Source organism: Longimicrobium sp. (genome assembly GCF_036280135.1).
Lineage (GTDB): Bacteria > Gemmatimonadota > Gemmatimonadetes > Longimicrobiales > Longimicrobiaceae > Longimicrobium.
The window spans coordinates 1-2,832 of the sequence record NZ_DASURI010000312.1 but is presented as its reverse complement, the minus strand read 5'-3'; the positions used below and the strand labels follow the sequence as shown (position 1 = coordinate 2,832).

At 71.4% G+C, this 2,832-nt stretch carries 2 protein-coding genes; one reads left to right on the top strand and one right to left on the bottom strand.

From position 1 onward, the window contains the following. Nucleotides 1-185: 185 nt before the first annotated feature. Nucleotides 186-1,187 carry a rod shape-determining protein gene (locus tag VFZ20_RS09950; protein ID WP_329683715.1) on the bottom strand — a complete coding sequence of 334 codons (1,002 nt, stop codon included), beginning with the start codon at nucleotides 1,185-1,187 and terminating at the stop codon, nucleotides 186-188. A 496-nt stretch (nucleotides 1,188-1,683) separates the two neighbouring features. Here VFZ20_RS09950 and VFZ20_RS09945 point away from each other — a divergent pair, with 496 nt between their 5' ends. Beyond that, complete coding sequence (locus VFZ20_RS09945) at nucleotides 1,684-2,769, top strand: MBL fold metallo-hydrolase (RefSeq protein WP_329683714.1); 1,086 nt, start codon at nucleotides 1,684-1,686, stop codon at nucleotides 2,767-2,769. Nucleotides 2,770-2,832 lie beyond the last annotated feature (63 nt).

Here is a 2,832-nt window from a genome sequence, read left to right as displayed (position 1 = left end):
AGGGAGATGGTTCCCGCGCGACACGGCGGGCACTCGGGTGAGGGTCGGCTGTTGAAGCCTCCCACAGTTTTGTGAGGCTTTCCGCAGTCCCAGCGGCGGCTTCAGCCGCTCTGGCCGGGAGCCCGCCCAACGAGAAAGGGCCCGGCATCCGCGCCGGGCCCCTTCCGCACTCACGCATTCGCAGTTCACGGCTGCAGCACGCCGCTGTACAGGCGCGGGTCCTCCAGCACCTTGGCGGCGCCGCGTACCACGCAGGTGAGCGGCTGCTCGTCCAGGTGGATGGACAGGCCCGTCTCGCGCTCCAGCAGCCGGCCCAGACCCCGCAGCTGCGCGCCGCCGCCCGTCATGACGATGCCCGCGTCCAGGATGTCGCTGGCCAGCTCCGGCGGCGTGATCTCCAGCGCGCGGCGCACGGCGGCCACGATGGCGTGCACGGGCTCCTGGATGCACTCACGGATCTCCTCGGAGTGCACGCGCACCGTCTTGGGAATGCCGTTCACCAGGTCGCGGCCCGTGACGTCCATCTCCCGCTCGTCGCCCAGCGGATGCGCGCTGCCGATCTGGATCTTGACGCTCTCCGCCGTGGCCTCGCCGATGAGCAGGTTCCGGCTCTTGCGCACGTAGCCCATGATGGCCTCGTCCAGCTCGTTGCCGGCCACGCGGATGCTGGCGTCGGCCACGATGCCGGACAGGGCGATGACGCCGATCTCGCTCGTGCCGCCGCCCACGTTCACCACCATGCTGCCCTTGGGCGACGTCACGGGCAGCCCCACGCCGATGGCCGCCGCCATGGGCTCGGAGATGAGCGACACGCTGCGCGCTCCGGCGCCCATGACGGCCGCGCGGACGGCGCGTTTTTCCATCTCGGTGATGCCCGATGGCACGCCGATGACCACCTGCGGCTTGACCCGGAAGATGCCGCGGCGCTTGAGCACGCGTTCCAGGAAGTGGCGAAGCATGAGGTCCGCCATGTCCACGTCGGCGATGACGCCGTCGCGCATGGGTCGTACGGCGATGATTCCCTCGGGCGTGCGCCCCACCATGCGCTTGGCCTCGAGCCCCACGGCCCGCACCTTTCGGCTTTCCCGGTCGATGGCCACCACCGACGGCTCGTTGATCACGAGCCCCTCGCCCTTCATCTCGATGAGGGTGTTGGCCGTCCCCAGGTCGATTGCGATGTCCGCCACTTCGGATTCCCGCCTTGCTGTCGGTCCAGAACTGCTTTCATCATGCGCGGTTCGATGCGCTCGCCGGCCAATCTATCGCATCCGCCGCCGGAGGGCGAACACCCCCGATTCGTGCTGGATGAGAGGGGCTCGCGCCGGCAGCGACCGGTCCCTCCCATCCCCGGCCCTTCCCCCACAAACGGTGTGGGGAAGGGGGAACATGGATCGTGCACAGTGGCGGACACTCTGCCGGCCCGCGGAGGGCCCCCACCCCCCGACCCCCTGCCCCCGCTTCGCGGGGGAGGGGGAGAACCTCATCGCTCTTGAGCCTGCCTCCGTGCTCGGGCTGGGGTGTACCTCCTCTCCCGCGCAGTTTGCGGGAGAGGGCCGCGAGGAACGAGCGGGGTGAGGGCCCCGAGGGGTGAGGGCTCCCCGGCGCGGGCTTTGCTGTCCACTCGCGATTCGAGCGCGGAGGAACGCAAGCGTAACCGAGTGGAGGTGCGTGATGGGGGCGACGATGGATCGGGTATCGGGAAGGGAGCTGGAGCGGACGGAGTTCCCGTCCACGGAGGGCGGCGCGCGCGACATCACGCCGGACCTGGCGTACCTGCGCACGGCCATCGTCAACCTGTTCTTCTGGGGCCCCCGCGACGCGGGCGACCGCGGCTGGGTCCTCGTCGACACGGGGATGTACGGCTCCGGGCCCAGGATCGTGAAGGAGGCCGAGGAGCGGTTCGGCAAGGGGGCTCGGCCGCGCGCCATCATCCTCACGCACGGGCACTTTGACCACCGGGGCAGCATCCACGAGCTGGTGGAGCTGTGGGACTGCGTGGTATACGCCCACCCGCTGGAGCTGCCGTACCTCACGGGCGACTCCAGCTATCCGCCGCCGGACCCCACGGTGCCGGGCGGCGCCATGGCGCGGCTTTCGTTCGCGTATCCCAGCAAGCCCATTGACCTGGGCGGCCGCGTGCGGCCCCTGCCGGCGGACGGCAGCGTGCCCGGCATGCCCGGGTGGCGCTGGGTCCACACGCCGGGGCACACGGCCGGCCACGTGTCGCTGTTCCGCGACGCGGACCGCACGCTCATCGCGGGCGACGCGTTCGTCACCACGCGGCAGGAGGCGCTGCGCTACGTGGTGGAGCAGACGCCCGAGGTGAACGGCCCGCCGGCGTACTTTACGCCGGACTGGGTGGCCGCCGAGCGCTCCGTGCGGCTGCTGGCGCAGCTGGAGCCGGAGATCGCCGCCACGGGCCACGGCATTCCGCTCCGCGGCCCGCAGCTGCGCGACGAGCTTCGCGCGCTGGCCACGGACTTTCGCGCGCGGGCGGTGCCCAGGCACGGCCGCTACGTGGACCGCCCGGCGGTGATGGACGAGCGCGGCGTGGTGTTCGTGCCGCCCGCGCCGTTCGACGCCACGAAGACGCTGCTGGTGCTGGGTGGCGCGTTCGTGCTGGGGGTGGCGCTCGCGCAGGCGCTGCGGCGGTCGCGCGGGCCGCGCATCGAGCGGTACGAGCCGGACCGCGCCTATGGTCCGCACGCCAGCGACGGGCATGCGCACCACGCGCACTACCGGGACTACGAGGAGCCGGTGATCCTGTAGGGCCTCACCCGCTCGCTGTCGCTCGCACCCTCTCCCGCAAACTGCGCGGGAGAGGGTGTATAC

What these genes read in the sequence shown, in the direction of transcription:
- VFZ20_RS09945 (WP_329683714.1), top strand. Translation starts at nt 1,684, where the DNA reads ATGGATCGGGTATCGGGAAGGGAGCTGGAGCGGACGGAGTTCCCGTCC.